22 protein-coding genes are annotated in these 26,621 nt (G+C 73.8%); 11 read left to right on the plus strand and 11 right to left on the minus strand.

Features of this window, described 5'->3' with window-relative positions; genetic code table 11:
• Nucleotides 1-54: 54 nt before the first annotated feature.
• The 6 genes from ACI78V_RS18100 to ACI78V_RS18125 form a co-directional block, all read right to left on the minus strand.
• Nucleotides 55-852 (minus strand): SDR family NAD(P)-dependent oxidoreductase, encoded by a 798-nt coding sequence (locus ACI78V_RS18100; protein ID WP_456853236.1) that lies wholly within the window; start codon nt 850-852, stop codon nt 55-57.
• Between the two features lie 122 nt (nt 853-974).
• Nucleotides 975-2,015: a zinc-dependent alcohol dehydrogenase gene (locus tag ACI78V_RS18105; RefSeq protein ID WP_456853238.1), complete on the minus strand. Its 1,041-nt coding sequence runs from the start codon at nt 2,013-2,015 to the stop codon at nt 975-977.
• 10 nt (nt 2,016-2,025) lie between these two features.
• Nucleotides 2,026-3,069 carry an ABC transporter ATP-binding protein gene (locus tag ACI78V_RS18110; RefSeq protein ID WP_456853240.1) on the minus strand — a complete coding sequence of 348 codons (1,044 nt, stop codon included), beginning with the start codon at nt 3,067-3,069 and terminating at the stop codon, nt 2,026-2,028.
• Nucleotides 3,070-3,137: 68 nt separating this feature from the next.
• Nucleotides 3,138-4,163: an ABC transporter ATP-binding protein gene (locus ACI78V_RS18115; RefSeq protein WP_456853242.1), complete on the minus strand. Its 1,026-nt coding sequence runs from the start codon at nt 4,161-4,163 to the stop codon at nt 3,138-3,140.
• A 28-nt stretch (nt 4,164-4,191) separates the two neighbouring features.
• Complete coding sequence (locus tag ACI78V_RS18120) at nt 4,192-5,166, minus strand: ABC transporter permease (RefSeq protein WP_456853244.1); 975 nt, start codon at nt 5,164-5,166, stop codon at nt 4,192-4,194.
• Complete coding sequence (locus tag ACI78V_RS18125; RefSeq protein WP_456853245.1) at nt 5,163-6,179, minus strand: ABC transporter permease; 1,017 nt, start codon at nt 6,177-6,179, stop codon at nt 5,163-5,165. Before ACI78V_RS18125 ends, ACI78V_RS18120 begins: the two co-directional genes overlap by 4 nt.
• Before the next feature lie 431 nt (nt 6,180-6,610).
• Here ACI78V_RS18125 and ACI78V_RS18130 point away from each other — a divergent pair, with 431 nt between their 5' ends.
• The 5 genes from ACI78V_RS18130 (at nt 6,611) to ACI78V_RS18150 (ending at nt 12,528) form a co-directional block, all read left to right on the plus strand.
• Nucleotides 6,611-7,414 (plus strand): alpha/beta fold hydrolase, encoded by an 804-nt coding sequence (locus ACI78V_RS18130; RefSeq protein ID WP_456853247.1) that lies wholly within the window; start codon nt 6,611-6,613, stop codon nt 7,412-7,414.
• Between the two features lie 103 nt (nt 7,415-7,517).
• Nucleotides 7,518-9,014, plus strand: coding sequence for an MFS transporter (locus tag ACI78V_RS18135; protein ID WP_456853249.1), 1,497 nt, complete (start codon nt 7,518-7,520; stop codon nt 9,012-9,014).
• Nucleotides 9,015-9,064: 50 nt separating this feature from the next.
• On the plus strand, nt 9,065-10,636 hold the full coding sequence (locus tag ACI78V_RS18140; protein ID WP_456853251.1) for an AMP-binding protein: 1,572 nt from the start codon (nt 9,065-9,067) through the stop codon (nt 10,634-10,636).
• 170 nt (nt 10,637-10,806) lie between these two features.
• Nucleotides 10,807-10,953, plus strand: coding sequence for a hypothetical protein (locus ACI78V_RS18145; protein ID WP_456853253.1), 147 nt, complete (start codon nt 10,807-10,809; stop codon nt 10,951-10,953).
• A 39-nt stretch (nt 10,954-10,992) separates the two neighbouring features.
• Entirely contained in the window at nt 10,993-12,528 is a 1,536-nt protein-coding gene (locus ACI78V_RS18150) for a sodium/proline symporter (RefSeq protein WP_456853255.1), read from the plus strand.
• A 196-nt stretch (nt 12,529-12,724) separates the two neighbouring features.
• Here ACI78V_RS18150 and ACI78V_RS18155 read toward each other — a convergent pair whose 3' ends face one another.
• The gene (locus tag ACI78V_RS18155; protein WP_456853257.1) at nt 12,725-14,662 is read right to left on the minus strand and encodes a helix-turn-helix domain-containing protein; all 1,938 of its coding nucleotides are present in this window, start codon (nt 14,660-14,662) and stop codon (nt 12,725-12,727) included.
• Nucleotides 14,659-16,710 carry a helix-turn-helix domain-containing protein gene (locus ACI78V_RS18160; protein ID WP_456853259.1) on the minus strand — a complete coding sequence of 684 codons (2,052 nt, stop codon included), beginning with the start codon at nt 16,708-16,710 and terminating at the stop codon, nt 14,659-14,661. The genes ACI78V_RS18155 and ACI78V_RS18160 overlap by 4 nt, the downstream gene beginning before the upstream one ends.
• A gap of 356 nt (nt 16,711-17,066) precedes the next feature.
• On the opposite strand from ACI78V_RS18160, the gene ACI78V_RS18165 reads away from it, so the two are divergent.
• Genes ACI78V_RS18165 through ACI78V_RS18175 form a run of 3 tightly spaced genes read left to right on the plus strand, consistent with a single transcriptional unit; the run spans nt 17,067 to nt 20,048 of the window.
• Nucleotides 17,067-18,317 carry an LLM class flavin-dependent oxidoreductase gene (locus ACI78V_RS18165; protein WP_456853261.1) on the plus strand — a complete coding sequence of 417 codons (1,251 nt, stop codon included), beginning with the start codon at nt 17,067-17,069 and terminating at the stop codon, nt 18,315-18,317.
• Between the two features lie 46 nt (nt 18,318-18,363).
• On the plus strand, nt 18,364-18,963 hold the full coding sequence (locus tag ACI78V_RS18170; protein ID WP_456853263.1) for an NADPH-dependent FMN reductase: 600 nt from the start codon (nt 18,364-18,366) through the stop codon (nt 18,961-18,963).
• Complete coding sequence (locus ACI78V_RS18175; protein WP_456853265.1) at nt 18,960-20,048, plus strand: 3,4-dihydroxy-2-butanone-4-phosphate synthase; 1,089 nt, start codon at nt 18,960-18,962, stop codon at nt 20,046-20,048. Before ACI78V_RS18170 ends, ACI78V_RS18175 begins: the two co-directional genes overlap by 4 nt.
• Here the strand turns inward: ACI78V_RS18175 and ACI78V_RS18180 are convergent.
• Entirely contained in the window at nt 20,035-20,904 is an 870-nt protein-coding gene (locus ACI78V_RS18180; protein WP_456853267.1) for an ABC transporter substrate-binding protein, read from the minus strand. The genes ACI78V_RS18175 and ACI78V_RS18180 overlap by 14 nt on opposite strands.
• Before the next feature lie 76 nt (nt 20,905-20,980).
• Here ACI78V_RS18180 and ACI78V_RS18185 point away from each other — a divergent pair, with 76 nt between their 5' ends.
• The gene (locus ACI78V_RS18185) at nt 20,981-22,330 is read left to right on the plus strand and encodes an amidase family protein (RefSeq protein ID WP_456853269.1); all 1,350 of its coding nucleotides are present in this window, start codon (nt 20,981-20,983) and stop codon (nt 22,328-22,330) included.
• Here ACI78V_RS18185 and ACI78V_RS18190 read toward each other — a convergent pair.
• Nucleotides 22,250-23,500, minus strand: a complete 1,251-nt coding sequence (locus ACI78V_RS18190) for an MFS transporter (RefSeq protein WP_456853270.1) — start codon at nt 23,498-23,500, stop codon at nt 22,250-22,252. The two genes, ACI78V_RS18185 and ACI78V_RS18190, sit on opposite strands and share 81 nt — an antisense overlap.
• Nucleotides 23,501-24,132: 632 nt before the next feature.
• On the opposite strand from ACI78V_RS18190, the gene ACI78V_RS18195 reads away from it, so the two are divergent.
• Both ACI78V_RS18195 and ACI78V_RS18200 read left to right on the plus strand, forming a co-directional pair.
• Nucleotides 24,133-24,477, plus strand: coding sequence for a hypothetical protein (locus tag ACI78V_RS18195; protein ID WP_456853272.1), 345 nt, complete (start codon nt 24,133-24,135; stop codon nt 24,475-24,477).
• A 139-nt stretch (nt 24,478-24,616) separates the two neighbouring features.
• Nucleotides 24,617-25,450 (plus strand): mycofactocin-coupled SDR family oxidoreductase, encoded by an 834-nt coding sequence (locus tag ACI78V_RS18200; RefSeq protein WP_456853274.1) that lies wholly within the window; start codon nt 24,617-24,619, stop codon nt 25,448-25,450.
• 85 nt (nt 25,451-25,535) lie between these two features.
• Here the strand turns inward: ACI78V_RS18200 and ACI78V_RS18205 are convergent, their stop codons facing one another.
• Complete coding sequence (locus tag ACI78V_RS18205; protein WP_456853276.1) at nt 25,536-26,609, minus strand: nitrilase-related carbon-nitrogen hydrolase; 1,074 nt, start codon at nt 26,607-26,609, stop codon at nt 25,536-25,538.
• Nucleotides 26,610-26,621: the final 12 nt, after the last annotated feature.

Genomic DNA, 26,621 nt, shown 5'->3' on the forward strand with positions numbered 1-26,621 from the left:
CGGGGAGCCTCGGCTCCCCGCCCGGCGCGTCCGGGTGCGTGCTGGTGGGGTCGGTCAGCCGGTGAACTGCCCCCCGGCCGGGTGGATCATCTGGCCGGTCACGAACGAGGACTCCGACGACGCCAGGAACAGGCAGGCCGCCGCGATCTCGGCCGGCGTGCCGAGCCGGTTCATCGGGGTGATGCTCATGGCCAGGTCGTAGGCCGCCTGGTTCTGCTCGATGCCGCCGATCATCGGCGTGGCCGTGTAGCCCGGGCCCACGGCGTTGACCCGGATGCCCGTGGTCGCCAGCTCGAGGGCCATCACCTTGGTGAGCATCCACGCCCCGGCCTTGGAGACGCAGTAGGGCGAGGCGCCGGCGAGCGGGATCTTCGCCGCGCTCGACGCGATGTTGACGATCGAGCCGCCGGTGCCCTGGGCGAGCATCTGCCGGGCCAGGGCGCGGCCGGTCATCATCAGGCCGGTGACGTTGACGTCCAGGACCCGCTGGAACGCCGCCACGTCCAGGTTCACCACGTGGGTGGCGTCCTTCTCCGCCACCCGGGTCTGCACGTTGCTGGGGCCGGTGGCCGTGGCGATGCCCGCGGACGCGACGCCGATGTCCACCCGGCCGAACTCGGCCACCGCGGCGGCGACGAGACCGTCGCAGTCGGCCTCCACCGTGGTGTCGGTGCGCACGTAGACCGCGCGGCGTCCGGCCTTCTCCACCAGCCGCAGGGTCTCGTCCCCCGGGCCGATGTCGCCGATGACGACGTCGGCGCCCTCCTCGGCGAACCGCTCGGCGGTGGCCTGTCCGATGCCGCTGGCCCCGCCGGTGACGACCGCGACCTTGCCTGCCAGTGCTGTGCCCATCTGGACTCCTCTCCCGGGGTGCGGGTGTGGCCGCGGTCCGGGCACGGGTGTCCCCCGGACCGGGCGCGCGGGTGCGGCGGTCGCCGGCAGGTCCGGCGACCGGTGGTACGACGTGGTGCGGCTCAGTCGGCGACGACGACGACCTTGACCGAGCCGTCCACGGCGTGCTGGGTCTCGAACGCCTCCTCCACCCGGCTCAGGGGCACGCGGTGGGAGACCAGCGGCGCCACCTGCACCTCCCCCTCGGCGAGCAGCCGGAAGGCCTCGGCCGAGTCCGGTGGCGTGTAGGCGAAGCTCCCCAGCAGCCGCAGCTCCTTCTGGGCGACCGTGTTGAGGTCCACCCGCGGGGTCGAGCTGGTGAGGCCGGCGATCGAGATGGTGCCGGCCGGGGCGGTCAGCTCGGGCAGGACGTCGAGCACGGACAGCGCGCCCGAGCACTCGAAGACGGTGCCGACGGAGCCGCCCTGCTGGTACGGGGAGACCGTCGTGCCCCAGCGGTCGAGGACGTGCTGACGGAGGTCCTCGGAGCGGGAGTCGAGCACCGCGGCGCCGGTCGTCGCCGCGACGGCCAGCCGGGGCGGGGACACGTCCACGCCCAGGACGTCGGTGGCGCCGTACGCCTGCAGCACCCGCAGGACGCACTGGCCGATGGAGCCCAGCCCGGTGACGACGATGGGCCCGTCGAGGTCGGGAGCGGCCGACCGCACCGCCCGCGTCGCCACCGACAGCGGCTCGAGGAACGCCCCCTCCTCGAAGGAGAGCGAGTCCGGCATCCGGTACAGCTGCCGGCCGAGCGCCGCGCGGGGCACCAGGACCCGGTCGCTGAGCCCGCCGCGGGCGCTGTTGCTCAGGTCGGCGCAGAGGTTGGGGTGCCCGATGGAGCACTGCGGGCAGACGCCGCAGGACGTCATCGGGATCACCGCCACCCGGTCGCCGGCGCCGAGCCCGGTCACCTCGGCGCCCACCTCGGCCACCGTCCCGGCGAACTCGTGGCCCATCGGCGCGCCCTCGGCGATCCACGCGCCCTCGGCGTAGGCGTGCACGTCGGAGCCGCAGATCCCGCAGGCCTGCACGTCCAGGACGACGTCGGCGGGGCCGGGGCGGGGGTCGGGGACCTCGTCCAGGGAGATCGTGCGGATGCCCTTCCACCGTGCTGATCGCATGTCGGTCTCCTCAGCTCACGGCCGCGGCGTGCGGCGTGGTCAGTTCCCGGACCGACGCCCCCGCCAGCTGCGGCCCGCTGGTGTGCAGGTGGCAGGCGACGGCGCCGGAGCCGATGGTCGGGGTGGGCAGCGGGACGACCGTCCGGCAGATGTCCATCACGTACTTGCACCGGGTGTGGAAGCGGCAGCCCGGCGGCACCTTGGACGGGTCCGGCGGGTCACCGGCGAGCACGATCCGCTCCCGGCTGCGCTGCAGCTTCGGCGAGGGCAGCGGGACCGCCGACAGCAGCGCCTCGGTGTACGGGTGCGCCGGGGCGTCGAAGACCCGGTCGACGTCGCCGTGCTCGACGATCTGCCCGAGGTACATGACCGCGACCCGGTCGGAGATGTGGCGGACCACCGACAGGTCGTGGGCGATGAACAGGTAGGTCAGGTCGCTGTCCCGGGAGAGGTCCTCCAGCAGGTCGATGACCTGGTTCTGGGTGGAGACGTCCAGCGCGCTGACGGCCTCGTCGAGGACGAGGATCTTCGGGTCCGCCGCGATCGCGCGGGCGATGGTGATGCGCTGGCGCTGACCACCGGAGAACTCGTGCGGGTAGCGGTACATGTACTCCGGGGGCAGCCCGACCCGCTGGAGGAGCGTCCCGACCCGCTCCACCGTCTGCGCCCGGGTGAGGTCCAGGTGCACGTCGATCGGCTCGGCGATCGAGTCGAGGACCAGCATGGACGGGTCGAGGGACGAGTAGGGGTCCTGGAAGACCATCTGGATGTCCTTGCGCGCCTTGCGCAGCTTGTTCGCCGGCAGGCCCAGCAGCTCCTGTCCGGCCAGCTTCACCGAGCCGCCACTGGGCTCGACGAGGCGCATGAGCCCGCGGGCGGTGGTGGACTTGCCGCAGCCGGACTCGCCGACCAGGCCCACCGTCTCCCCCGGGTACAGCTGGAAGCTCACGCCGTCCACGGCCCGCAGCTCCACCCGCTCGCGGAACATCTTCTTCCGCGGTGAGAAGGTGACCTGCAGGTCCCGGACGTCCAACAGCGGCTCGACCCCGGCCACGTCTCCTCCTGGCTGCCTCGTCGCCACGCCCTGTGGTCCTGTGTCCTCGCCCGGCCTGGACAGCTCGGTCATGTGGTCCCTCGCAGGGTCAGCTCGGGGTGCCGCAGGCACCGGGTGGTGTGCGTGGGGCCGACCTGTTCCAGCTCGGGCGCGTCCCCGTCGGTGCACTGGTCCCGCACGTAGGAGCAGCGCGGGTGGAAGCGGCAACCGCTCGGGAACGCACCCACCTGCGGCGGGTGCCCGGGGATGCTGACCAGCGCCTCCGAGACCTGGTCCATCCGGGGCATCGCCATCAGCAGGCCCTCCATGTACGGGTGCTGCGGGTTCTCGAACAGCTCGTCCAGCGGCGCGCCCTCGACGATCTGGCCCGCGTACATGACCAGCACCCGGTCGCAGACGTCGGCGACGACCCCGAGGTCGTGGGTGATGAAGATGACCGACATCCCGTGCTCGCGCTGGATCTCGCGCAGCAGCTCGAGGATCTGCGCCTGCACGGTCACGTCGAGGGCCGTGGTCGGCTCGTCGGCGATGATGATGTCCGGCGTGCACGCCAGGGCGATGGCGATCATCACCCGCTGCCGCATCCCGCCGGAGAACTCGAACGGGTACTGGCCGAACCGCCGGGCCGGGTTCGGGACGCCGACCCGGTCGAGCAGCTCGATGGCCCGGGCCTTCGACGCCTTCCGCGACAGCCCCTCGTGCCGGCGGAGCACCTCGGCGATCTGGTCGCCGACGGTGAAGGCCGGGTTCAGGCTGCTCATCGGCTCCTGGAAGATCATGGCGATCTTCGGCCCGCGGATGTCGGCCATCTGGCGCTGGTCGAGCGCGGTGAGGTCCTGGCCCAGCAGCCGCAGCGTCCCGGCACGGACCCGGGTCTGCCGCGGCGGCATCAGGCCGGCGATGGCCAGGCAGGTGACGCTCTTGCCCGAGCCGGACTCCCCGACGATGCCCAGCGTCTCGCCCCGGCCGAGGGTGAAGGAGACGCCGTCGACGACCGTGGCCCAGCCGTTCTCGGTGAGGACCTCCACGACGAGGTCCTCCACCTCCAGCGTCGTGGTGGCCGCCGTCCTGGCCACCGGCAGTGTGCGGGTCATGTGCCCAGTCCTTCCTGTGCTCCGGTGATCAGGACTCGGTGCGCTCTTCACGACCGAGGGCGTCGCGGAGGCCGTCGCCCAGGGTCACGAACGTGAAGACGGTCAGGGCGATGAGCACGCCCGGGAAGATGCCGAGCCAGGGGGCGCGGCCGAAGTAGAGGTAGCCCTCGCGGATCATCGAGCCCCAGCTGGCGTCGGGCGGCTGGACGCCCAGCCCGAGGAAGCTCAGGCCCGCCTCGGACAACATCGCGTAGCCGGCCGTCACCGCGATCGCCACGGTCAGCGGGGACAGCGTGTTCGGCAGGATGTGCCGCACGATGATCGTGCGCGTGCGCGTCCCGATGCTGCGGGAGGCCTCGACGAAGGTCTCCTCCTTCAGCCCGATGACCACACCGCGGACCAGCCGGAGGAACCGCGGGGCGAGCAGGATGCCGACGGCGATCATCGCGTTGCGCAGGCTCGGGCCGAGCACCCCGACGAGCGCGATCGCCAGCAGCAGCGGCGGGAAGCTCATCGCGGCGTCGTTGAGCCGCATCACGACCATGTCGAAGCGTCCGCCGAGGAACCCGGAGAGGAAACCCGCGGGGACGCCGATGACCATGGCGACGGCCAGCGCCAGCACGATCGCCAGCAGCGACACCCGGGTGCCCATGATCAGCCGGCTCAGGATGTCCCGGCCCAGCTGGTCGCTGCCCAGCAGGTATCCGTCGCTGAAGGGCGGCAGCAGGACGCTGCGCAGGTCCTGCTGGTTCGGGTCCGCCGGGGTGATCCACGGGGCGATGACGGCGATGACCACGAGCACGCCCAGGACGCCGAGGGCGATGACCGCGCCGGTGTTCTTCGCGACCCGCCGCCGGAAGTTGGACCAGGCGCCGCCGCGGTGGCGGACCGTCGGGTGCGACACCGCCGCCACGTCGGTGCCGGCCGGGAGGCCGGCGGCGGCAGGGGAACCGGGGGCCACGGACAGCTCGGAGGTCGTCGGGCCGGTCTGGGACTGGGTCATCGTGGCCGCACCTTCGGGTTGAGATAGCCGTAAACGAGGTCGACGAGCAGGTTGCAGACCACGGCCACCAGGACGGCGATGAGCACGATGCCCTGGATGACCGGGATGTCGCGCGTGGTCACCGCGGCGATCGCCACCTGGCCGAGGCCGGGGACGCCGAAGACCTGCTCCACCAGCACCGCCCCGCCGAGCAGTGCGGTGATCTGCAGCCCGAGCACGGTCACCAGCGGGACGCTCGCGTTCTTCATGACGTGCTTGCCGACGACCATCCGGCCGCGGAGGCCCTTGGCCCGCGCCGTCCGGATGTAGTCCTGCTGCAGGACGCCGATGATCGAGCCGCGCAGCTGCCGGGTGCTCTCCGCGGCGCCGGCGATCCCGAGCGTCAGCGCCGGGAGGATGAGGTGGGTCAGCCAGCCCACCGGGTCCTGCGCGAACGGGACGTAGCCGGTCGCCGGGAGCCAGCCCAGGGTGAGGCTGAAGATGAGCACGAAGACCAGGCCCAGCCAGAACGACGGCAGCGCGATGCCCAGCGAGGACCCCAGCGTGGCCACCCGGTCGATCCAGGTGCCGCGGCGCAGCGCGGAGACGATGGCCGTCGGGACCGCGATCACCAGCGAGATCAGCAGCGCCGCACCGGCGAGCGCGATCGAGACGGGCAGGGCGTCACCGATCGAGGTGGCCACGGCCCGGCTGGTGTAGAGCGACGTGCCCAGGTCGCCGGCCATGGCACTGGTGACCCAGTCCCAGTACTGCACGAGCAGTGGCCGGTCCAGCCCGAGTCGCTCGCGGATCGCCGCGACCTGTTCGACCGTGGCGTCCGGCCCGGCGATCGTGACCGCCGGGTCACCCGGGATCAGCAACACCAGGCCGAACACCACGAAGGTCACCAGCACCAGGACCGGAATGGTGGTCAACACCCGTAGCAGCAGGAATCTCAGCACAGATCCACCACCCCATCGTCGGAAGTAACGGGCGGCTGATCGCGTCGCGAGGCCTCGGACGGCGCACGGCACCGTCCGGGTCCGCGGGATCGGACCTGCCCCGGCGTCTCAGCCAGGAGGTGTCGGCACGACCCAGGGGGTGTGACGACGGCCACGGACGTTAGGCGGTCTGTGACACGCGTCGCAACGGCCCGTTCCGCTTTCGTCGGAAATCGGTCCGGGAACGGTGATCGCCGGCCATCGGGGGGCCCGCGGTGTGGAGCGTTGCCCACCTGGGACCGGGTGGGATGTGGGTCAGTCCCCATTGATCGCCCCCGCCCCCCGCCCGACAGTTGCCCCACGACGCCTCGGTGGTCAGCGCGGGATCGCTGGTCCACCGGGGACGCGGAACCCCTGGGGCGGTGGCACCGCCCGGCCTCGCACGCCCGGCGGTCCGCCGTGCCTGCGACCCCACACACGCGGATCGGCGGGCCCTCGGGACCCCGGGAGAGGAGCGGACCTCGATGTCGACCACGACGGTCAACGGGATCTCGATGCACTACGAGGTCAGCGGCGACGGCCCGCCCCTCCTGCTCATCGCCGGTCTGGGCTCCAGCTCGATCGCCTGGACCGCCGCCGCGCCGCGCCTCCGCGAGAGCTTCACCGTCATCACGGTCGACAACCGGGGCACCGGGCGGACCGAGGTGCCGCCGGGCCCGTACGCCATCGACGACCTCGGCGACGACACGGCGGCGCTGGTGGAGTTCCTCGGCCTCGGCCCGGTGGCGGCGGTGGGCTGGTCCCTCGGCGGCTCGGTGCTCCAGTCGATGCTCATCCGCCACGGCGACGTCCTGTCCAAGGCGGTGCTGCTCAACGCGTTCCCGTCCTACACCGCCGTCCAGCACGCCTGGCTCGACACCGGGCTCGCGCTGCGGCGCAGCGGCGCCGACCCGGTCTCGATCGCCATCACCGGCATGCCGTGGGGGTTCACCCCGCGGCTGGTGAGCGACCACGCCGCGGTGACCGCGCAGGCGGAGCTGTCCCGGCTCGACCCGCACCCCACCACGCTGGCCGGCTTCGAGGCCCAGGCGGCCGGGCTGCGCGTCTACGACTCCCGGCCGGACCTGCCGTCGGTGCGGACGCCCACGCTGGTGCTCACCGGCGCGGAGGACGTGCTGACGCCGGTGTCGCAGTCGGTCGAGATCGCCGAGCTCATCCCGACCGCCACGCTGCAGGTCCTGCCCCGCGGCGGCCACGGCATGGTCCTGGAGTACCCGGACGACACCCTCGCCGCCATCACCGCGTACCTGACGGGAAAGGCCGCGTGACCCCGTCCGGGGCGGGCCGCCCCGGACGCGCGCGATGCCGCACGGCACGGTGACCGTCCAGCCGCCGGCCCGCACGAGCCCCGCACGCCGGGAGAGCTGAGCCGTGGCGAGGCCAGCGACCGTCGAGGCCGGGCACGCCGCGCCGGCCGTCCCGGAGGTCAGGCACCGGGGGCTCTTCCTCGCCCTGATGTGCAGCGCGCAGTTCATCCTGCTGGTCGGCGGCACGGTCGTCGTCGTCTCGCTCCCGGCCATCCGCGCCGACCTCGATCTGACGCCGGCCCAGCTCCAGTGGGTGCTGACGGCCTTCAGCCTGACCTTCGGCTGCCTGCTCCTGTTCGGCGGACGCAGCGCCGACGTGTTCGGCCGGCGGCGGCTGTTCCTCGCCGGCCTGCTCGTCTTCACGCTCGGCTCGCTGCTGTGCGCGATCGCCTCCGACGCCGGGTTGCTGATCGCGGCCCGCGCGTTCGCCGGCATCGGCGCGGCCATGGCCTCGCCCGCGGCGATGTCCCTGCTGACGACGGTCTTCGTGGCGCCGCGCGAACGCAGCGCGGCGCTGGGCATGTGGGCGGCGATCGGTGCCTTCGGCGCCACGCTGGGCAACGTCATCGGTGGCGTCCTCACCGACACGGGTGGCTGGCGCTGGGTCTTCCTGGTCAACGTGCCGGTGTGCCTGCTGGCCTTCGTGGTGGCGTTCTTCGTCGTGCCGGCCATCCGGCCGGAGCACCGCCAGCGGCTCGATGCGGTGGGCGGCCTGCTGGTCACCCTCGGGGTGGCGGCGCTCATCCTCGGGCTGACCCAGCTGCAGGTGTACGGGGCCGGGGTGTGGACCTGGGTCACCCTCGGAGCCGCCGCGGTCCTCCTGGGGCTGTTCGCGCTGTCCCAGGCCCGCGGCGCCGACCCCCTGCTCCCCCTGGGCATCTTCCGGCACCGCACCTCCTTCGCGTTCCTGTTCGTCCTGCTGACCGCCGGCGTCGGCATCGGCGCGTACTACACCAGCTCGCTGTTCATGCAGGAGACGCTCGGCTGGTCGGCGCTGCGCGCGGGGTTCGCCTTCGTGCCGTGGGCCGCCACGGTCGCCATCACCGCCCGCCTCGTCTCGCGCAACACCCACCGGTTCGGCCCGCGACTGCTCGTCCCCGCCGGGCTCGCCCTGTGCGCGGCCGGCGCCGGTCTCCTCGCCCTCGCGCTGGACGGCTCCACCGGCTACGCCGCCGGCCTGCTGGTCCCCTTCCTGCTGCTCGGCCTCGGCAGCGGGGCGATCAACGTGACGTGCACGGTGACGGCGCTGTCGGGCATCCCGGGCCACCGGCACGGGGTCGGGGCCGGAGCCCTCAACAGCACCCAGGCGCTGGGCGGCACCCTCTCGATCGCGGTCGTCGCCGTCCTGAGCACCATCGCCACCCAGCGGTCCCTGGCCGGCGGTGGGAGCCTGACCGGGAGCGCGCTCGCGGGCCAGCGGTTCGCCCTCCTCGTGGTGGCCGGTGTCGCCCTGGCCGGCGCCGTCCTGGCCGCGATCGTGCTGCCGCGCCGGCTGGCGGGAGCGCCTCGCAAGGACGAGGACGTGCTCCTGGCCCGGCCGCCCGCAGCGCCCCTGCCGTGACCACCGGCCGCGCACCGGGTGCGCGCGGCCGCGACCGAGGAAGGCAACGAATGACGACGACGGCGGACCTGGACGCCCTCTCCTTCGAGCCGCTGACGCCCGTCTCCTACCTGGACCGGGCGGCCGCGGCACACGGCGAGCGCGTGGCGGTGGTCGACGGCGACCACCGCTGGACCTACACCGAACTGCACGACCGGGCCCAGCGGCTGGCCGGCGCCCTCGCTCCCCTGGCACAGGGCCGGCCGGTGGCGGTCCTCGCGCCCAACACCCACGTGCTGCTCGAGGCGAACTTCGGCGTGCCCTGGGCGGGGGTCCCCCTGGTGGCGATCAACACCCGCCTCTCGGCCGGGGAGATCGCCTACATCCTGGAGCACTCGGAGTCCGCCGTCCTGGTGCACGACCCGGCGTTCGACGAGGTGGTCGACGCGGCGCTGGCGCAGGTCGCCGACCCGCCGCGGCGGATCCGGGCCGGCACCCAGTACGAGGAGCTGCTCGCCGGGGCCACCCCGCTCGCCCTGCGGCCGACGGACGAACGGGCGCTGCTGTCGGTGAACTACACCTCCGGCACCACCGGGCGACCCAAGGGCGTGATGTACCACCACCGCGGCGCGTACCTGCAGGCGCTGGCGATGGTCGCGCACACGCAGCTGTCCCCGTCGGCGGTGCACCTGTGGACCCTGCCGATGTTCCACTGCAACGGCTGGTGCTTCCCCTGGGCGGTCACCGCTGCCGGCGGCACGCACGTCTGCCTGCCGAAGGTCGACCCGGCCGAGGTGTGGCGGCTCATCCGCGCCGAGGGGGTCACCCACCTCGAGGGCGCTCCCACGGTGCTGTCGATGCTCGCCTACGCCGAGGAGGCGGCACCGGTCGCCACCCCCGTGCGGGTGGCGACCGGGGGCGCGCCGCCGAGCCCGGCCATCCTGCGCCGGATGGAGGAGTTGGGCTTCGAGGTGACCCACCTCTACGGGCTGACCGAGACCTTCGGCCCGGCGATGATCTGTGACTGGCGCCCGGAGTGGAACGGCCTGGACAACCAGGTGAAGGCGCGGCTCCGCGCGCGGCAGGGCGTGGGCAACATGATCTCCTGCACGGCCCGTGTGGTCGGCTCGGACGGGGCGGACGTCCCGGCCGACGGCGTCTCGGTCGGCGAGATCGCCCTGCGCGGCAACAACGTGATGCTCGGCTACCTCAAGGACGAGGAGGCCACGCGGAAGGCGGTGCCGGACGGCTGGTTCCGCACCGGCGACCTGGGCGTCGTGCACCCGGACGGCTACGTCGAGCTCCGGGACCGCAGCAAGGACGTGATCATCTCCGGTGGGGAGAACATCGCCAGCGTCGAGGTCGAGCAGGCCATCGCGGAGCACCCCGCCGTCCTGGAGGTCGCGGTCGTCGCCGCCCCGGACGAACGGTGGGGCGAGGTGCCGGTCGCCTACGTGACCCTGCACGGGGACGCGGCGGTCACCGAGGCGGAGATCATCGAGCACGTCCGCGGGCGGCTCGCCCGCTTCAAGGCACCGAAGGCCGTGGTGTTCGGCCCGCTGCCCAAGACCTCCACCGGGAAGGTCCAGAAGTTCCGGCTCCGCGAGCAGGCCGGCGAGGGGGCACCGAGCCGCATCGGGTGAGATCCCCGATGTGAGACTGCCCACCTCCTGGCCGGTGAGTGTGGACGTACTGCGCTACACCCGCCCCCTGCGCCGTCCCTACTGTCGTCCTCGTCGATCCACCGCCGGGGTCGCGGCGCTCTGCGCCGGCCCGGTCGGTCGCCCGTTCTCTCCGACAGTGAGGAACGACCATGTTCGGACTCCCTGCCCTGACCGCGCTGTTCGTGTTGGGCGGCTTCCTTGTCGCCGTCGTCCTGTCCATCGTCTTCGCGATGCGCTTCTCCGCCGACGACGAGGAGTGGGCCACGCTCGACGACGTCTTCACGCGCCGCTCCTGAGGCACAGCCCCCGACCCATCCCACACAGCGAGGTGTTGCATGGTCGTCTCACCCTGGACGATCGCCGCCGTCGTCGCCTACATGCTGGTCGTCATCGCGATCGGCCTGTGGTCCACGCGGCGGGTCAAGTCGATGAAGGACTACCTGGTCGCCGGTGACGGCTTCGGCCGCTGGGTCGTCTCCTTCGGGATCGTCGGTGCCATCGTCAGCGGTGCCGGCATCCTCGGGAACGCCGGCTCCGGCTACGGCACGGGCTACGCGCTCTACGTCATGACGATGGGCCTGAGCTTCCTCGGGCTGACACTGGCCTACTTCCTGCTGGCCAAGCCCATGACCGTCATCGCCAAGCGACACGCGGTCTACACGCTGCCGGACGTGCTGGCCCTGCGGTACGACAACAGCCGCACCGTCCGGATCCTCGCCGGGCTGGCCACCGCTCTCGGTTCGCTGATCTACCTGGTGGTGCAGTTCGTCGCCATCGGCTACGTGGGGACGACGATCTTCGGGTGGAGCCCCGGCATCTCGCTCCTCGTGGGCGGCGCCATCATCGTCGTGTACTGCATCGGTGGCGGCATCGTGGCCGCGATGTGGACCAACTTCTTCCAGCTGCTGGTCCTGAGCGTCTTCGTCGTCACCTTCGCGGTCTACACGGTCAGCCAGGTCGGCGGGCTGACGGAGCTGCACGAGCGGATGACCGCGATCGACCCGGCGCTGGTGGAGCCCTGGCACGACTCCGGCGTCTTCGCGTGGCAGAACGTGCTCGTCTACGCCTTCTTCGTGGGTCTGCTGGCCTACGCCGGCGTGCCCCACATCAACACCAAGTTCCTGACCATCAAGAACCTCGAGGTCATCCGCTGGATCCCGCTGATCTCCTGCTTCCTGTACCTGTTCGCCGTGGCCGCGACCTGGATCGGGATGGCGTACCGGGTGCAGGCGGAGGAGGGCGTGGTGCCACCGGTCGACCAGCCCGACGCGGTGCTGCCGACGCTGATGATGGAGTCCTTCAACCCCCTCCTCGTCGGCATCATGATCGCCGCGGTCCTCGCCGCGGTCATGTCCACCACGGACTCCTTCATGGTGCTCAGCGGCGCGGCGGTGGTCCGCGACATCGCGAAGATGGGTCTGGGTGCCCGGCTCTCCGACCGCCAGGAGATGTGGTGGAGCCGGGCCACGTCCGTGGTCGTCATGGTGATCGCCGGGCTGATCGCGCTCAACCCGCCGGAGTTCGTCCTGTCGCTGATGGCCGTTGCCTGGGGAGCGCTGGCCGCGATGCTGGGGCCGGTGCTGTACCTCGGTGTGCGCTGGAAGCGGGCGACGTCGCAGGGGGCGATCGCCTCGCTGCTGGCCGGCATCGGGATCGGCGGTGTACTGGCGCTGCTGAACCAGACCCTGTTCGCCGACGACCCCCTGCTGTCGCCGTGGAACATCGCCGGGATCGGGGTCATCGGGTCGTACACGGCCCTGATCGTGGTCTCCCTGCTCACCAAGCCGCAGGCCAGCCGGATGTTCGAGCACTTCGCCGCTCACCCGTCGGCCGACCGTGAACCGGTGGAGGCGGCGGCCGGACGCGCCTGAGCCGGCGTCCGTTCGCCGTCCACGCCCACGGGAGGGGGCCGGTCCCTGCGGGGGACCGGCCCCCTCCCCTCGTCGATCCTCCGTCCGAGCCGAGCACCCTCGGGGCGATCCCGTCGCCGGCTCCGCGGAGCCCCAGGAGCCGGTCGGCCACGTCCCGACGCAGGAGCGCCTGTGACGGCGAACCGCAGAGCCCCCCTCAGGAGGGGGACGACTCCGTGCGGACGGGACGTCCGGTGGCGCGGTACAGCTCCAACGCCATCTGCATCTCCAGTGCCCCTTGCGGGTCCCGCCAGCTCGGTCCCCCCAGGACCCGGTCGACGCGCTCGAGCCGCTGGTAGACGGTGTTGACGTGCACCCCGAGCCGGCGCGCCGCCTCCGGTGGGCTCTGCCCGCAGGAGAAGAAGGCCTCGACGGTGTCGAAGAGGGCTGCCGAGTGCTCGGCGTCGTAGGCGATCAACGCTCCCAGCGCGCGGTCGACCACCCGCTGCACCTGCCCGGGCGTCGCACCCTCGAGCATCTGGCCGACGATGCCCAGCTCCTGGAGCGTGGCCCCGTCGCCCTCCCGCCCCAGGGCGAGGAGCAGCCGGTGACTGCGTGCCGCCTCCCGGTGCGACGCGTGCAGGCCGGTCCCCGCCTCCGCCGGCCCGGAGGCGCCCGCGGTCACCGCCGTGCCCACGACCTGCCCCAGCTCGGCGGCGACCGTGCGGGCGGCGGCACCGCCGTCCACGCCGGGCAGCAGCAGGACCACCGAGCCGCCGTGCTCGCTGGCGAGGCCTCCGGCCCGGGCGGCCAGGTCGGCAGCGGCCTTCAGCAGGTGCGACAGCGGCACCTCCGTGGCCGAGCAGACGACGAGGACCTGGGCCTCACCGGGCCGCAGCACACCGAGCCGCTCCGCCCGCCGGTGCACCACCTCCGGGTCCGGCGTCCCGTCGGCGAGCAGGTCGTCCAGGAGCTCGGCGCGCAGCTCCTCCTCCAGCAGGGCGGTCTGCCGCTCCATCAGCACCAGCAGGGCCGCCGTCTGCGCCGCCCGCTCCAGCGTCCGCATCTCCGCGTCGCTGATCGGGGTGGCGCGGGTCAGGCGCAGGCTCCCGAAGGTCTCCTTCCCCGCCCGGACCCGCACGACCGCGGAGCTGGGTGCGGGGTCGACGCCCTCCTCACCGGGCGCGGACGCCGGTGCCGCCGGGTCGGCCTCGGGGGCGTCCGCCGCGGCGAGGAGCCGGGAGTCGGTGTCGGACAACTCGACGGCGCCGCCCAGGATCCGGCTCAGCGTCTCGGCGAACTGACCGAGGTCCGCGCGGGTGAGCGCGAGGGGCATGAGCTGCTCGTGCGCGGCGCTGGCCCGCTCGAGGACGTGCCGCTGCGCGGACAGGCGGCTGTTGACCTCCCGCAGTTCCCGGGTGGACGCCCGCATCCCGGCGAACAACCGGGCGTTCTCGATGACGACGGTCGCGTGGTCGGCCAGGGAGGACAGCAGCGCGATCTCCGCCTGGTCGAACGTCCGCCGACGACGGTCGGCGGCGAACAGTGCCCCGACGACCCGGGAGCCGAGCTTCATCGGGACGCCGGCGATGCCGACGATGCCCTCCTCGCGGACGGCGGCGGCGACCGCGGGCGAGAGCGTGAGGCGGGGGTCGGCCAGGTAGTCGTCGGTGGCGATGGCCTGCCCCGTCTCGATGACCCGGCCGCCGATGCCCTGGCCCGGGCGCTGGCGGACCGACTCGATCGGGGCCGTCCTCGCGCCGGAGGTGACCCGCATGTACGCGTCGCCGGTCTCCTCGTCGACCAGCGCGATGTAGGTGAGGTCGGCCCCCAGCAGCCGGCGCACCCGGTCCACGATGGCGTGCAGGGTGTCGTCGACGTCGCGCAGCGAGGTCAGGTCGCGCGCCGTCTCGTACAGGGCCTGCATCTCGGCCTCGCGCCGCTCGCGCTGGGCCAGCAGGTGCCGGACGCGGCGGGCGTCCTCGGCCGCGAGCAGCAGCAGCTGGCGGTCGGGGACGTCGCGGGCGTCGCGCACCCGCGCGGCGATGGCGTCGATCTCGGCGACCGGCCCCTCCTCGGCGAGCACGTCGAGCAGCCGCGCCAGCACGTCGGACGGTGCGGCCGGCCGGCCGGGACGGGGAAGGGGACCGCTCACCGGCCGACCAGCACCTCGATCGGGACCTGCTCGACGACCCGGTGCAGCTGGAGGGCCATCTGCATGGTCAGCGCACCCGCCGGCTCCCGCCACGCCCGGTGCCCGAGCACGGCGTCGACCCGCTCGAGGCGCTGGTAGACGGTGTTGGGGTGCACCCGCAGCGAGCGGGCCGCCGCCCGCGGGTTCTGCCCGGCGGAGAAGAACACCGTCAGCGTCTCGACCAGGGGCGTCCCGTGCTGCTCGTCGTAGCGGACGATCGGGCCGAGGGTCTCGGCGAGCACCTGTTCCAGCTGCTCCCGCGAGGTGCCGCTGAGCACCAGTCCGATGACGCCGAGGTCCTCGACGCCGGCGGCCTGACCCTCCCGGCCCAGGGCCAGGAGCAGTCGGTGACACCGGTCCGCGCTGCGGTACAGCTCCCGCACGGCGGCCGCCGAGGCGGCCGGGCCGGCGACGCCGCAGGTGACCTGGCCGCCGGTCATCCGGTCCAGCTGGGGCTTCACCGTGCGGCCCGCGGTGGCCGCGTCGACCCCGGGCAGCAGCAGCACCACCTTCCCGGCGTGCTCGCTGGCCAGACCGCGGCGCGTCGCCGCGTAGTCCGCCGCCGCCCTGAGCAGGCGCCGCCGCGACACCCCGGCGGCGGTCAGCACGAGCACCGAGTGCGGGACGTCGAAGTCGATGCCGCTGGCACGCTTGGCCCTCCGGGTGAAGGAGTCCCAGCGCGGTTCGCGTTCGGCGAGCAGGTCGGCGATGACCTCACCACGCACGTGCTGCTCGGCCACCGCCGCCTGGCGCTCCATCAGCAGCAGCAGCGCCGCCGTCTGCGCGGAGCGCTCGAGGATGCGCACGTCGGCCTCCAGCAGCGGCTTGCCGGCGGCGAACACGAGGTGCCCGAACGAGTCCGGCCCTGCCTGGACGGGTACCGCCCACCGCTCGGCCCCGTCGTCGGCCGGCCCGTCCAGCCGGTGGGCGGCGCCGGGACGGGCCGTGGCGGTCGGCTCGACACCAGCGGTGGCCGACAGGTCGCCGACGGACAGGCCGTCGCCCGGCCGGGTGCTGGCCACCACCTGACCGTTGGGGTCGACCAGCGCCACCGCGCCCTCCAGGATGCCGCCGATCGCCTCGATCAGCTCTGCCAGGTCCGCCCGCCGGAGCACCGTCCGCATGAGCTGGCCGTGCGCCGACGTGCCCCGCTCGAGGGCCTGCCCCTGGACCCGCAGCTGCGCGTTGGCCGTCCGCAGCTCCTCGGCCGTCCGCTCGGCGCGTTCGAAGAGCCGGACGTTCTCGATGACGATCGCCGCGTGGTCGGCCAGGGAGGACAGCAGCGCGATCTCCGACGGCGCGAACGAGCGCTCGTAGCGGTTGGCGCCGAACAGCGCCCCCACCACGTCCCCGCCGACCCGCAGCGGGGCCCCGATGATGCCGACGATCCCGTCCTCGACGACCGCATCCGCGACCGAGGGGTCGCGTTCCAGGCTCCGGTCCTGCTGGTAGTTCGCCGTCGCGAAGGGCCGGCCGGTGCTGATGATCCGGCCGCCGATGCCCTGCCCCGGGCGCTGGCGCACCGACTGGATCGGCGTGGTGACCGTGCCGAGGGTCAGCCGCATGTAGGCCTCGCCGGTGTCGGGGTCCACGAGGGCCAGGTAGGCGGCGTCGGTGCCCAGCAGTTGACGGGTCCGCTGCAGGATCGCCTCCAGGACCTGCTCGCCGTCCCGCAGCGAGGCGAGGTCCCGGGCGGTCTCGTACAGCGCCTGCGTCTCCTTCTCCCGGTGCTTGCGGTGGGCGAGCAGCTCCCGGACCCGACCGGCCCGCGCCAGCGCGGTCAGCGCGGCGTCCCGGTCGGCGGGGACCGTCGCGTCCAGCAGGTTCCGGGAGAGCCGGTCGAACGCCTCCGCGGGCGCCTCCTCGGCCAGCAGGTGCAGCAGGTGGGCGATGGCCCGGTGCGCCACCGCGCCGGTCGGCCCGGGGCGGGCAGGGGCCGCGGTGCGCGCGGCCGGGACGGTCGCGCGGGGTGGGCGTCGGTTCGTCATGGCGACGGGTGCACGCGTCATGTGGTCCGGATCACCTCCGTGGTCGGTCACGCTACGACAGACCCCCGCCCGGTCGGAGGCGTCCGACCCGCGCGGACACGCGCTGTGACCGACCTCACGTCACCACCCAGTGTCGGCACTGCCGCACCTCGGTGACAGGGGCGCCCGCACACTCCTCACCCTTCCGGAGTGGACACTCCTCCACATCGCCCGCCGCGTGCGACCGCCGGCCGGCGACCGCCCGGGCGGTGTGACGCTGCCCACCGTTGCCGGGGCACGAGTGGGCGGACGTCTGTTGTCCCGCTCCACCGAGGCGTTCGACAGTGGGCCCGTTCGTAGCGGACGACGAGGACGCGACAGTCCGGGATGAGGCGACGATGAAGTTCCACTGGTTCGCGGAAGTGACGTACGACGGTCTGCCGGACCAGTTCCCGGCGCCCGGCCAAGGCGGGTGGGTGGACAGCCCCATCGACATGGCCGACCCCGGCCGGGTGGGCGAGAACTACCGGATGTTCATCCGCCTCATGCAGCAGGCCGACCGCGACGGCTTCGACGGCCTGGCGGTGAACGAGCACCACCAGACGCCGTTCGCGATGACCCCGTCGCCGAACCTGCTGGCCGCGAGCCTCGCGAGCAGCACCCAGAACGCGGCGATCCTGGTGATCGGCGACTCGCTGGCCCTCTACAACCCGCCGACCCGCGTCGCCGAGGAGATGGCCTACCTGGACTGCCTGTCGGAGGGGCGGCTCATCGCCGGCTTCGTCTTCGGCACCCCGATGGACTCGGCCTTCGCCTACGCCCGGATCCCCGTCGAGCTGCGGGACCGCTTCCACGAGGCGCGCCGGCTGGTGCTGCGGGCGTGGGAGGAGCGGGAGCCGTTCGCGTTCAACGGCAAGTACACCCAGCTGCGCTACGTCAACCTCTGGCCGCGGCCGATCCAGCAGCGGCCGCCGATCTGGATCCCCGGGTCCAGCAGCGTCGAGACGTGGGAGCTCGTGACGCGGGAGAACTACTGCTACGGCCACCTCTCCTTCTCCGGGCTGCAGGCGGCCAAGCCGCTGGTCGACGGCTACTGGGACTACGTCGCCGCCAACGACGGCGACATGAACCCGCACCGCATGGCCTTCACCCAGCTGGTCTGCGTGGCCGACACCGACGCCGAGGCCGAGGCGAAGTACTACGAGGCGGTCAAGTACTTCCAGCGCGTGCGCAACCCCGCCATGCGGTACGCGACCCCGCCCGGCTACAACTCGACCCAGTCCCTCGCGCAGACGCTGAAGCACACCACCAACCCGGCCGCCGCCGCGGACCGGGAGCGGGCCGTCCGCGGGGAGATGAGCTTCTGGGAGTACGACGAGAAGGGCTACATCGTGGCCGGCACGCCCGACCGCGTGGCGCAGCGACTCCGCGAGCTGGCGACCGAGCTGCGCGTCGGCCAGCTCATCGCGTCGCTGCACATGGGCAACCTCCCCGAGGAGACCGCGGCCGAGAACACGCACCTGTTCGGCACCCAGGTCATCCCGCAGCTGCGCGACCTGTGGGCCGACGAGCCCGACCACTGGACGCCGCAGGTGAGCCAGCAGCGGGTCGCCGCGGCCAGCCGACCGGCCGTGCCGGCGGGGGCCTGACGTGGACGCGGCGGCGACCGCCGCCCGACCGGAGCGAGGAGGGGACGTGGACCGTCCACTGCACATCGTGGGTCTGGGCGGCACCGTGCGCCCGGGCTCGTCCAGTGAGCAGGCGCTGCGCGCCGCGATGCGCCGGGTGGAGGCGCGGGGCGCCACCACCCGCGTCTTCACCGGCGCCGAGCTGGCCCAGCTGCCGATGTACGCACCGGAGTCCGGGAGCGGGGGTCCGGTGGCCGAGGAGCTCGTCGCCGAGCTGCGCCGGGCCGACGGGGTGATCGTCGCCTCCCCCGGCTACCACGGCTCCCTCTCGGGCATGGTGAAGAACGCCCTCGACTACACCGAGGACATGCGCGAGGACCGGCTGCCCTACCTGGCCGACCGGTCGGTCGGGTTGATCGTCACGGCCTACGGCTGGCAGGCGTCGGTGACCACGCTGACCGCGCTGCGGGCGATCGTCCACGCCTTGCGCGGGTGGGTCACGCCCTACGGGGCGGCGATCAACTCGACGCAGTGCAGCTTCGCGGACGGGGTGTGCAGCGACCAGCGGGTCCTCGAGCAGCTGCACACGGTCGCCGACGAGGTGGTCCGGTTCGCCGAGCTCGTGTCGGCCCGGCGCGACCCCGCACTCCCGGGAGGCCGGCGATGACCGCGGTGCTGGCCGAGCGCCCGGAGACCACCGACGGCGTGCCCGGCGCCCTGGCCGCGCTGCGCCGGGGGGAGCCGGTGGTCCTGACCTCCGCCGGGGAGCGGCACCTGGTGATCGCCGCCGAGCGGGTGACCGGCCAGACCATGGCCCTCCTGGTGCGCTACAGCAGCGGCTTCGCCTGCGTGGCCCTCGAGGGGGAACGGCTCGCCGCCCTCGAGATCCCCCTGATGGAGGCCGACGACGCCGGCCGGGAGGCGTTCGCCGTGTCGGTCGACGCCTGCGCCGGCCTGACGACGGGGATCTCCGCCCTCGAACGGGCGCGCACCGCCCGAGCCCTGGCGCACCCGTCGACGACGCCGGCGGACCTGGTCCGCCCGGGCCACGTCGTCCCGGTGCAGGTGCGCCAGGGCGGCGTGCTGGAGCGCGCGGCACCCCCCGAGGCCGCGGCCGATCTCTGCCGGCTGGCCGGGCTGGTGCCCGCCGCGGTGCTCGCCGCCGTCCCGGAGCCGGCGTCGGAGCCCCTGCCCCCCGCGCTGGACGCCCTGGCCGCGCTGACCGTCGAGGACGTCGTCCGGCACCGGGAGCGGGTCGAGTCACCGGTGCGCCGTGCGGGGAGCACCGTGCTGACCAACCGGCACGGCCGGTTCCGGAGCCACGCCTACGTCGACGCCGTCGACGGCCCGGAGCACCTCGCGGTGGTGGCCGGGGACGTGGCCGGCGGGGAGGCGGTGCCCGTCCGCGTCCACGTCGAGTGCCTCGCCGGTGACCTGCTGGGCTCGGTGCAGTGCCGCTGCGCCGGCGACCTGGACGCCGCGCTGACCGCCGTGCGGACGTCCGGGCGGGGCGTCGTGGTCTACCTGCGCGGGAGCCGGCCGTCGTGCGCCGGGCAGGCCGGTGCGCCGTCCGGCGGTCGCGGGCCGGACTCCACCCACCGGGTGGCCGCGCACGTCCTGCTGGACCTGGGTGTCCGCTCGGCGGTCCTGCTCACCGACGACCCGCGGGACGCCGCCGGCCTCGCGCGGTTCGGGGTCCCGGTCGTCGGTTGCGCGCCACCGGCCGTCGACGGAGGGCTCAGCACCGTCTGATGCGTCCTGCCGGCGGCTCGGGGACGGCGTCGGGGTGCAGGGCCCAGGCGAGGGCCTCGACGCCGTCCACGAGTGCGGGCCCGGCCTGCACCACGTAGCCGGCCGAGTCGATCGCCAGCAGCGGGACGCCCGGCAGGTGGTCCGCGACGACCGCGCACTGCTCGAGCGCCGCGTCCAGGCCCGAGCCGCACGGCGCGACGACGACGAGGTCCGCCGGCGGCAGGTCCGCCCAGCGCACCGCCACGCTGCGGCCGCCCACGACACCGCCCACGGGCTCACCCCCGGCGCGGTGCACGAGTTCGGGGACCCAGTGCCCCGGGAGGAAGGGCGGGTCGGTCCACTCCAGGACCAGCACCCGGGGTCGCGTCCGGCCGGCCACGGCCCGCCCGACGGCAGCCAGGCGTGCGCGGAGGTCCTCGACGAGGGCCTCCGCGGCGTCCGGGACGCCGACCGCGCGGCCGACCGCCGCGAGGGCGTCGAGCACCTCGTCGAGGGTGTGCGGGTCGATCGACACGACCGCGGCGTCGGTCCCGATCACCCGGCACGCCTCCTCCACGGTCGCCGCCGGCAGCGCGCAGACCCGGCAGAGGTCCTGCGTCAGGATCACCTCGGGGTCGGCAGCGGCCAGCGCCCCCCGGTCCAGCTCGTACAGCGGCAGGCCCGCGGCCACCCGGTCGCGCACCCAGGCGTCGATCTCCCCCGGCGGGAGCCCCGGTGGGATCGCGGTGTCCACCACGACCGGACAGCGCTCCCGGGCCTCCGGGGCGCACTCGAAGGTGACCGCGACCAGTCGGTCGGCCAGCCCCAGCGCCGTCACCATCTCCGTCGCGGCCGGCAGCAGGGAGGCGATCCGCACGGCGCCACGGTAGCCACGCTGCGGGCAGGATGACGCCGCACCGGAGGCGCCCGGCCTCCGGCGAGGAGGCAATGACGTGCAGACGCTCGACCGGGTCCGGCAGCGCATCGCGGCCTCCTCCGCCGAGGACGTGCTCGCCCAGAGCCTCGCCCGGGCACGGGAGGTCGCCGACCTCGGCGCGTTCATCACCCTCGCCGACACCGCCGCGGGCTCCTCCGGGCCGCTGGCCGGCGTCCCGGTCGCGGTGAAGGACAACCTGGACACCCGCGACCTGCCCACCACCGGCGGCACCCCGGCGCTGCGCGACTCCCGTCCGGACCGTGACCAGCTGGCGGTCCTGCGCCTGCGGGCCGCCGGTGCGGCTGTCATGGGCAAGACGAACCTGCACGAGCTGGCGCTCGGCGTCACCAGCAACAACGCCGCCTTCGGCCCGGTCCGCAACCCGCACGACCCCAGCCGCTCGGCCGGTGGCTCCTCCGGCGGGTCCGCGGTCGCCGTCGCCACCGGCGTCGTCCCCGTCGCGCTGGGCACCGACACCGGCGGGTCGGTGCGGGTGCCGGCGGCGCACTGCGGCCTGGTCGGCTGGCGCCCGTCGGTCGGTCGCTGGGGCACCGGCCGCACGGTGCCGATCTCCAGCACCCGGGACACCGCCGGCGTCCTCACCACGACCGTCGCCGACGCCGCCCTCGTCGACGAGCTGGTCACCGGTCACCCCGCCCCCGCGGCGGGCGACCGGCCGCTGCGCCTCGGCGTCCCCCGGATCGGGTTCTACGACGACCTGCACCCCGACGTCGCCGCGGTCGCCGCCCGGGCGCTGGACCGGCTCGCCGACGCCGGCGTCGAGCTGGTCGAGGTGTGCGTGGCCGACGCGCACGAGCTCGACGCCGAGTGCGGCTTCCCGATCGTGTTCTTCGAGATCGCCCGTGAGCTGCCGGCCTACCTGGCCACCCTGCCCGGCCCGGAGAGCCGGCTGACCCTCGCCGACGTGCTGGCCCAGACCGCCTCCCCCGACGTCCGCGGCGCGCTCGAGCTCGCCGCCGGCGGCTCGGTCACCGAGGCGCTCTACCGGGAGAACCTCGCCGTCCGGGAGCGGCTGCGCGCCGCGTACGCCGCCGCACTGCGCCCACCGGACGGCCACGGGCTGGACGCCCTCGTCTACCCCACGGTGCCGCTGCCGGCCCCGCCGGTCGGCGACGACCACACCACCGAGCTCAACGGGCGGCAGGTGCCGGTCTTCCTCACCACGATCCGCAACACCGGCCCGGGGTCGACCGCCGGCATGCCCTCGATCTCCCTGCCGGCCGGCGCCACCACCACCGGCCTGCCGATCGGCGTCTCGCTGGAGTCACTGCCCGGGAGCGACGGCGCGCTGCTCGCGGCGGCCGCCCGGGTCGAGCCGGTCCTGGCCGGGGAGGTCCGACCGTGAGTGCCGCAGGACGACCGCGGTGCCGGCGAGGGCGACCAGCGCCAGGCCGGCCAGCAGCACCGGGTACCCGGCGACCCGGCTGAGCAGGGCCAGCAGCGTGGGCAGCAGGAAGCCGACGTAGGCCAGGACGTAGTAGACGCCGGTGAGCGCCGCGAGCTCCTCCGGCCGGGCCAGGCGCTGCAGCTCCAGCAGGCCGGAGACCACCGCGATGCCGTACGCCGCGCCCAGCCCCACGGCGGCGACCAGGGCCACGACCGGCGAGCGGACGACGGCCGCGACGGTGCTGACCGCCAGCCCGGCCGACATCACCACCATCGAGACCGCCACGGCGCGGGCACTGGTGGGCGAGTCCAGCCGCTTGGCCACCGGCTGCACCAGAGCCCCGGCACCCAGGGTGCAGACGGTCAGCAGCGTGGAGTAGGCCAGCCCCCACGACCCCAGCCGGTCGCCGACCAGCTGCGGCATGATCGCGTAGGCGACCCCGGCCGACCCGAAGATCCACGGCGCCATCGGGACCACGACCCGCAGGAACCGCGGATGCCGCACCCCGGCGAACCGGGCGCCACTCCCCCGCGCCGCGCCGTCGCCGGTCTCGGGCGCGGCCGGCAGGAACGGCAGGACGGCGAGGGCCAGCGCCGCGTGGACGGCATAGGGCAGCACCATCGGCAGCGGCCCCCACTGGGCCAGCACCCCGGCCACCCCCGGGCCGGCCGCGAAGCCCAGCGTCAGCCACATCGCCCCTCGCCGCGCCCCCGTGCCGGGATCGGACCCCGCGGCCCGGGACAGCTCCAGCACCCACGTCGTCCCCACCGCCATCGCCACCGCCACCGCGGTCCCGGTGACGAACCGGCCCACGGCGATCCAGGCGACACCCAGCGGGCCGACCGCCAGCAGCACGCTGGCCACCGACGACGCGACCACCCCGCCGACGACCACCCGCCGTCGTCCCCACCGCTGCGCCAGCGGCCCGGCGACCAGCAGCCCCGGCACCAGGCCCACCACGTAGGCACCCAGCAGCGCGTTCACTGTCAGCGCCGACCAGCCGGCCTCGCGGTACATGACCAGCAACGGGGTGAACTGGTTGCCGCCCCACCCACAGACGAACACCGCGGCCGCCGCCGCCCGCCACGCCCCCGGACGCACCGCCGGGAGGCCGTCGGGTCCGGGCACCGCGCCACCGTAGTGGGCGGCACCGGACGACCCGGACGGCGCGGGGCGACACGTCCTCCGGTGTCGTCCCGCTTACCGCGCGCGCGGGCGCTCGGCTGCTTAGAGTGTGGCGGCCGACACACCCCGTGCGTCCCCGCGGACGAGACGCGGAGCCGGCCGTACTGCCCGTTGACCCAGGACCGGGAGCGACCATGAACGAGAGCCTCTGCGACTTCGGCAACCACGCCTTCTGCACCAGCGACTGCTCGTGCGCGTGCCACGACGACGACTGACCGCCTCGGTCCGCGACCGCCTCCGGGGAGCCACGTAGCCGCATCCGGCGCGGGACGCGAGCCGCCCGGGGATCCCGGTCCTCCGGCCACCCTCCGGCAGCACGACCACGTGGCGTCCTGTCGGCGCAGCTGGGTGGCTACTCCGAGCTCGGGGTGCTGTCGACCGCCGTCCGGCAGGCCTCCCCCGCGACGGGCCGGCGCCCCGCACGGTCACAGCCGCGCTGAACGCGCCTCGACGGCCGGACACCCGGGCACCGTCGGCTGTCGCGGGCGGGGTGTCGGTCGTACGTTGGTCGCGCCGTCGCGGACCGGTCGTCCCGGTCCGCGGGACGCGCTCGACCGGAACGGAGAGTGGGACGGATGGCGACCGATCGGCCCGACCCGGGCGAGTTCCTGGAGCTGGCGCAGCGGGTGCTGCGCGAGCTGTTCGGCGATGCGCGCAGCGGCGACGATCCGTGGGCGGAGGCGACGCGTCGTCCGCGCGAGCGCCGCGAGATCCCGCAGGGCGACCGCGAGCCCAGCGCCGAGCAGCAGCGGGAGAACCTCACCTTCGCGCTCGCGACACGCGCGGTCGAGGCACTGGAGGACCTCGCTCTGAACGTCGCGGCGATCCGTCAGCGGCTCGAGCGCACGGACCCGCGGTCCTCGGCAGCACGCCCGGAGGACGAGCAGCGCGGCCCGGACGGCGCCGACGCCGACGGGTAGTGGTCCTGCTCGACCCGACCTCCCCGGACACCCGCCCCCGACGGAGTCGGCCCGGCGGTGGCAGCGACACGGGGCGACGACCGGTGCAGCACCCGTAGTGTGACGCGCGCCACGAACCGTGTCGACGAGAGGAGAGGTCATGGGCAGACTCGAGGGCAAGGTCGCCTTCGTCACCGGAGCGGCCCAGGGACAGGGGCGCAGCCACGCGGTCGAACTCGCCCGCGAGGGCGCCGACGTCATCGCCGTCGACGTCTGCGAACAGGTCCCCGGGATGCCCTACCCGACGGGCACCTGGGAGAAGCTGCAGGAGACCGTCCGGCAGGTCGAGGCGCTGGACCGCCGGATCGTGGCGGCGAAGGCCGACGTGCGGGACTACGACGCCCTCGCCGGCGCGGTGGACGACGGGGTGGCCCAACTCGGCCGCCTGGACATCGTGGCCGCCAACGCCGGGATCGGGTCGCTGCCGCACGCCTCGCACGAGCTGCCGCTCGACGTCTGGCAGCAGATGATCGACGTGAACCTCACCGGTGTGTGGCAGACGTGCAAGGCCGCGATCCCGCACATCATCGCCGGCGGCGAGGGCGGCGCGATCGTGCTGACCAGCTCCGCGGCCGGGCTGCAGGCGTACTCGCACATCTCGCACTACGTGTCGGCCAAGCACGGCGTGGTCGGACTGATGCGCACCCTCGCCGTGGAGTACGGGCCGGAGCGCATCCGGGTGAACAGCATCCACCCGACCCAGGTGGAGACCGACATGATCATGAACGACGAGACGATGAAGGTCTTCGTCCCCGACATCCCGAACCCCACCCGGGCGGACTTCGAGCCCCGGTCGCAGGCCATGCACACGCTGCCGATCCCGTGGGTGCAGCCGATCGACATCAGCCGCGCACTGGTGTTCCTGGTGTCCGACGACGCCCGGTACATCACGGGCGTGCCACTGCCGGTGGACGCCGGCGCCCTGGTCAAGTGAGGCCCGGCGGGCCGGTCCGGCGCCCCGGGCCGGCCCGCGGGTCACGCGGTGTCGCGGCGCGCCGGCCCTCCGGCAGGACCCGACCTCAGACCCGCCGGTCCGGGGGCACCCACACGCCGCGCTCCACCATCAGCTCGATCTGCTTCTCGATCACCTGCTCGCGGAACTCCGCATGGGTGAACGGCGCCCGGTCGGCGTAGAGGTTCGGCGGGTAGACCGAGTCGCGGTAGACCAGTTGGTAGAGCTCGGTGCGCAGGTCCTTGGCCCAGTTGTCCCACTGCGCGTGGGTACGGAAGTGCCGGAGGGCGTCGATGTCGATGGTGCCGGCGACGTAGGAGGACCCGGCCCCGTACAGGTGCTGACCGACGACGCGGCCCTTGTAGTCGATCACCATCGACCGCCCCCCGAAGGTGTCGATGGGGTCCTGCGCCTCCGGGTACAGGTAGTAGGTGGCCAGGTTGGGGGCCACCACGTAGAAGTTGTTGTCCAGGGCCCGCGCCCGGCTCTGGATCTCGAAGAACTCGTTGCCCGTGTGCGGGTGGGGGTAGGACGCCCGGTAGACGACCTCGGCACCGTTCATCGCCAGCCCGCGCGCGTTCTCGGGGTAGGAGCCCTCGTTGGCCATGAGGACGCCGAGCCGGCCGATCTCGGTGTCGGCCACCGGGAAGAAGGCGTCGAGGGTCAGCCCGTACAGGTCCACCCAGCGGTCCCACACGTCGTGCGGGGTCATCGAGTGCTCGACCGGGTACAGCGTGGTCAGCTTGTAGTGCTTCAGGACGAGTTCGCCCTGCCGGTCGAGGGCGAACCCGACGTTGAAGAACCGGTCGGGGAAGGCCTCGTGGCGGGCCTTGGCCTGGGCCATCACGAAGGTGTCGTAGGTGCGCGCCAGCTCCCCGAGGAACTCCGTCTCCGGGCCGGGGATGTCGATGGCGCAGTCCCGGGCGAAGGTCTCGTGGTCCAGGTCGAGCACCTCGTCGTTGAACGCCTGCAGACCGCCCTCGGGGATGGCGACGAGCCGCACCGGCAGGTCGAGGCTGGACAGCCACGACGCGGCCTTGAACAGGTGCGCGATGTGCTCGAGGTTGCGGCCGATGTCGGCACGGGTGCGGATGCCGCGCACCGCGGGGACGAGACCCACGGCCGTGTAGGGCTCGGGCATGCGGGGAGTGTG

This window comes from Geodermatophilus sp. SYSU D00742, from assembly GCF_054049935.1.

Excerpts from the sequence above, each read along its gene's own strand:
- ACI78V_RS18100 (WP_456853236.1), bottom strand. The coding sequence starts at position 852 with ATGGGCACAGCACTGGCAGGCAAGGTCGCGGTCGTCACCGGCGGGGCC.
- ACI78V_RS18105 (WP_456853238.1), bottom strand. The coding sequence starts at position 2,015 with ATGCGATCAGCACGGTGGAAGGGCATCCGCACGATCTCCCTGGACGAG.
- ACI78V_RS18115 (WP_456853242.1), bottom strand. The coding sequence starts at position 4,163 with ATGACCCGCACACTGCCGGTGGCCAGGACGGCGGCCACCACGACGCTG.
- ACI78V_RS18120 (WP_456853244.1), bottom strand. The coding sequence starts at position 5,166 with ATGACCCAGTCCCAGACCGGCCCGACGACCTCCGAGCTGTCCGTGGCC.
- ACI78V_RS18130 (WP_456853247.1), top strand. The coding sequence starts at position 6,611 with ATGTCGACCACGACGGTCAACGGGATCTCGATGCACTACGAGGTCAGC.
- ACI78V_RS18140 (WP_456853251.1), top strand. The coding sequence starts at position 9,065 with ATGACGACGACGGCGGACCTGGACGCCCTCTCCTTCGAGCCGCTGACG.
- ACI78V_RS18145 (WP_456853253.1), top strand. The coding sequence starts at position 10,807 with ATGTTCGGACTCCCTGCCCTGACCGCGCTGTTCGTGTTGGGCGGCTTC.
- ACI78V_RS18150 (WP_456853255.1), top strand. The coding sequence starts at position 10,993 with ATGGTCGTCTCACCCTGGACGATCGCCGCCGTCGTCGCCTACATGCTG.
- ACI78V_RS18160 (WP_456853259.1), bottom strand. The coding sequence starts at position 16,710 with ATGACGCGTGCACCCGTCGCCATGACGAACCGACGCCCACCCCGCGCG.
- ACI78V_RS18165 (WP_456853261.1), top strand. The coding sequence starts at position 17,067 with ATGAAGTTCCACTGGTTCGCGGAAGTGACGTACGACGGTCTGCCGGAC.
- ACI78V_RS18175 (WP_456853265.1), top strand. The coding sequence starts at position 18,960 with ATGACCGCGGTGCTGGCCGAGCGCCCGGAGACCACCGACGGCGTGCCC.
- ACI78V_RS18195 (WP_456853272.1), top strand. The coding sequence starts at position 24,133 with ATGGCGACCGATCGGCCCGACCCGGGCGAGTTCCTGGAGCTGGCGCAG.
- ACI78V_RS18200 (WP_456853274.1), top strand. The coding sequence starts at position 24,617 with ATGGGCAGACTCGAGGGCAAGGTCGCCTTCGTCACCGGAGCGGCCCAG.
- ACI78V_RS18205 (WP_456853276.1), bottom strand. The coding sequence starts at position 26,609 with ATGCCCGAGCCCTACACGGCCGTGGGTCTCGTCCCCGCGGTGCGCGGC.